This window comes from Clostridium senegalense JC122 (assembly GCF_000285575.1).
In the GTDB taxonomy this organism is placed as follows: Bacteria; Bacillota; Clostridia; order Clostridiales; family Clostridiaceae; genus Clostridium_J; species Clostridium_J senegalense.
The window spans coordinates 1,174,613-1,178,177 of the sequence record NZ_HE611050.1 but is presented as its reverse complement, the minus strand read 5'-3'; the positions used below and the strand labels follow the sequence as shown (position 1 = coordinate 1,178,177).

Sequence of the window (3,565 nt, the reverse complement as noted above, 5' to 3'; positions counted from 1 at the left end):
TATTTATTTATAACAGCCCAACCCCAAGGGATGTTATGTATTTATTATATGTCAAATTATTTAATCATATAATTTGAAATAGAAATCTTCTAGTTTAAGCTAGAAGATTTTTATTTTGTAAACAAATACATATTTTATTAACAAAGTTTAAAAGTTTAAATTCCAATAGTTAAAGATATAGAGAAATAAGCTCCAATTTAAATTTATTCAATAATCTTAAAATGTTTTTATACAAGATATAGTGTTGAATTTGAAGTGATTTTGACCATGTCTCACTATTTTAGGTACCCAAGTTTTGGAATGAGTAATTTAAAAGTTATTCGTTTATCAAATGAGAAAACTCAAATTAATATTTTATCAATAACTAAGAGATTATTTTAGTGAAAGTTAATAGTTGTGGTGAGTATTATTTATTTCATAATGCTTAATATAAATAATTAACATATTAATAGACGAAAAGTGTGATAATATAAATAAATGATATTTAAAATATTTTTATACAAAGTGTAATGTTGAATTTAAAATATTTTCGAGCATATCTCATTAATTTAGGTATCCAAATTTTAGAATGAACAATTTTAAGCGTCAACATGGAACCCTATAATTTAAAAAGAGAGAATATAAAATTTTTTCTTATATCAATAATTAGGCTGCTTTATGTGTATAATTAATATATAGATAAAATTTTAGCGAAGTAAATATGTAATTTTCTAAATAGATATCATAAATTAAGGAGGTATAAAATGAATATAAGAGAAGTTTTGCTTAGTTTTATGGCAGAAGAAGCATATAAGCCTATGACATCTCAAGAACTTGGAAAAATTTTTGGAATAGGCAAAAGAGAAATAAAAGATTTTCAAAAAATATTAGATAGTATGGAACAAGATGGGCAAATAATAAAAAATGATAAAGATAGATATGGTGTTGTAGATAAAATGGGTATGGAAGTAGGTAAATTCCAAGCACACCAAAGAGGTTTTGGATTTGTAATATTAGATGATGATAGACCAGATGTATTTATACCAGCAGATAATGTTAATACAGCTATGAACGGAGATAGAGTTTTAGTTAAAATACTGAAAAATGAAAATCATGGCAAAAAATGTGAAGGATTTATAGAGCGCGTAATAGAAAGAAAAAACAAAACTGTTGTAGGTTTATATGAGGACAGTAAAAGTTTTGGTTTTGTTGTTCCAAAAGATAATAAAGTTAATAAGGATATATTTATACCAAAGGCAAAAAGAAATGGAGCTAAAACAGGTCAAATGGTGGTTGTGGAAATAACTAAATGGCCAGAAGATAATAGAAAAGCTGAGGGTATAGTTGTTGAAGTACTAGGTTACAAAGAGGAAAAAGGTGTGGATATATTAACTATAATAAGAAAACACAATCTTCCAGAAGAGTTTCCTTATGAAGTAGAACAAGAAGCAGCAGATATAGATGAAAATATACCAGAAAATGAATATAAAAGAAGAAAAGATTTAAGAGATTTAAAAATGGTTACAATTGATGGGGAAGATGCTAAAGACTTAGATGATGCAGTATCAGTTGAAGTTTTAAGAAATGGAAACTTTAAATTAGGTGTTCATATAGCAGACGTATCTCACTATGTAACTGAAAAATCAAATTTAGATAAAGAAGCATTAAAAAGAGGAAATTCTGTATACTTAATAGATAGGGTTATACCTATGCTACCTAAAAAGCTTTCTAACGGAGTATGTAGTTTAAATCCGAAAGTTGATAGACTAACACTATCTTGTTTTATGGAAATAAATAATGAGGGAAAAGTTGTTGATCATGAAATTTGTGAATCTATAATAAAAACTAATGAAAGAATGACTTATACAGACGTAACAAAAATTTTAAGAGACAATGATAAAGAAACTATAGAAAGATATGATTATCTATATGAAGATTTTAAAAATATGGAAAAGCTTTATGAAATTTTAAACTCAAGAAGAACTAGAAGAGGTTCTATAGACTTTGAGTTTGACGAAGCTAAGATAATATTAGATGAAAATGGAAAGCCTATAGATATAAAACCTTATGAAAGAGCAGTTTCAAATAGAATAATAGAGGAATTTATGTTAGTTGCTAATGAAACTGTAGCCGAGCATATGTTTTGGCTAAATACTCCTTTTGTATATAGAGTCCATGAAGATCCAGATGAAGAAAAATTAATGAATTTTAATGAATTTGTATATAATTTAGGATACTTCATAAGAAACACATCAGAAGTTCATCCAAGAATGCTTCAAGACATATTAGAGAAAGTTAAAGGCAAAAAGGAAGAACACGTTGTTAGTAGATTATTGCTTCGTTCTATGATGAAAGCTAAATATTCACCAGAGTGTTTAGGTCACTTTGGTCTTGCAGCTAAATATTATTGTCACTTTACTTCACCAATTAGAAGATATCCAGATTTAATAATTCATAGAATAATAAAAGAATATTTAAATGGTGGAATAAATGATAAGAGAGAAAAAAAATTAAGGAAATCAGTAGAAGTTGCATCTAAACAAGCATCAGACACAGAAAAAATTGCTATTGATGCAGAAAGAGATGTAGATGATTTAAAGAAAGCTGAGTATATGGGTGGAAAAATTGGGGAGCAGTTTGATGGAATAGTATCATCAGTAACTAATTTTGGAATATTTGTAGAACTTCCAAATACTGTTGAAGGATTAGTTCACATAACTGACCTAAAGGATGATTATTATGTGTTTGATGATAAAAATCTTCAACTTATAGGTGAGAGAACTAAAAATATTTATAAATTAGGTGATGAAGTCAGGATTGTTTGCTCAAGAGTAAATTTAGATGCTCATGAAATTTTCTTTGAAATTGTAGAGCAAGAAGATGAAGAAGAAAAAAGTGAATAAATAAAAAATGATTTAGAAAACTGTATATAAATGAAAAAGTCTTAAAATAGGAAAAAGTCTATTTTAAGACTTTTTTATGTTCATAAGCAATTAATTAATAACAAAATTATTAGTTGATAAATTTATAGATTAGTTTTTTGCTTACTTTATTATATAGGATTTAAAGTAAAATTTAAAAATTAGCCATTCAAAAATTTGTATTCCTATATGTGTAGCAAAATGTAGAAGTTTATAAATTATATTTTAATATATAAATAAAATGATGTAAAAACAACTCGCTTTATGAACCAATTTGATATAAAAAGAATATTATAAACTGAACGAAAGAAAAGCAATCACAAAACTTAGCAATGAAAAATGTTAAGTTATGTTAATCATGTAGAGCGGGGGGAGTATAAATGGCCAATAATTTAGTTTTTAATAATGTAGCATCACAGTTGCTAGTTTTAGCAAATGGTGTAGATCCTAATACTCAGCAAACTCATCCAATTCAAGTTGATGCCGATGGTATAATTCAGCTTGGTACAGTAACTATAGATGGTTCAGTAACAGTAGCTAATACAGTAACAGCAGTTATAGATGGAGATGTAACTGTAACAGGAACAGTAGATGTAGGAAACGTAGTATCAGTAACAGGAACAGTAGACGTAGGACCAGTGACAGGAACAGTAGCAGTGGCAGCT

Annotated in this window: 2 protein-coding genes; both read left to right on the top strand. The window is 27.2% G+C overall.

Going from position 1 to position 3,565, the window contains the following annotated elements; all coding sequences use genetic code 11:
* Nucleotides 1–743 precede the first annotated feature (743 nt).
* Nucleotides 744–2,882, top strand: coding sequence for a ribonuclease R (gene rnr / locus CSGHG_RS06160; protein ID WP_010293507.1), 2,139 nt, complete (start codon nucleotides 744–746; stop codon nucleotides 2,880–2,882).
* A gap of 398 nt (nucleotides 2,883–3,280) precedes the next feature.
* Nucleotides 3,281–3,565 (top strand): hypothetical protein (locus CSGHG_RS23570; RefSeq protein WP_010293506.1); only part of this gene is annotated, 285 nt, incomplete at its 3' end.

What these genes read in the sequence shown, in the direction of transcription:
- rnr (WP_010293507.1), top strand. Translation starts at nt 744, where the DNA reads ATGAATATAAGAGAAGTTTTGCTTAGTTTTATGGCAGAAGAAGCATAT.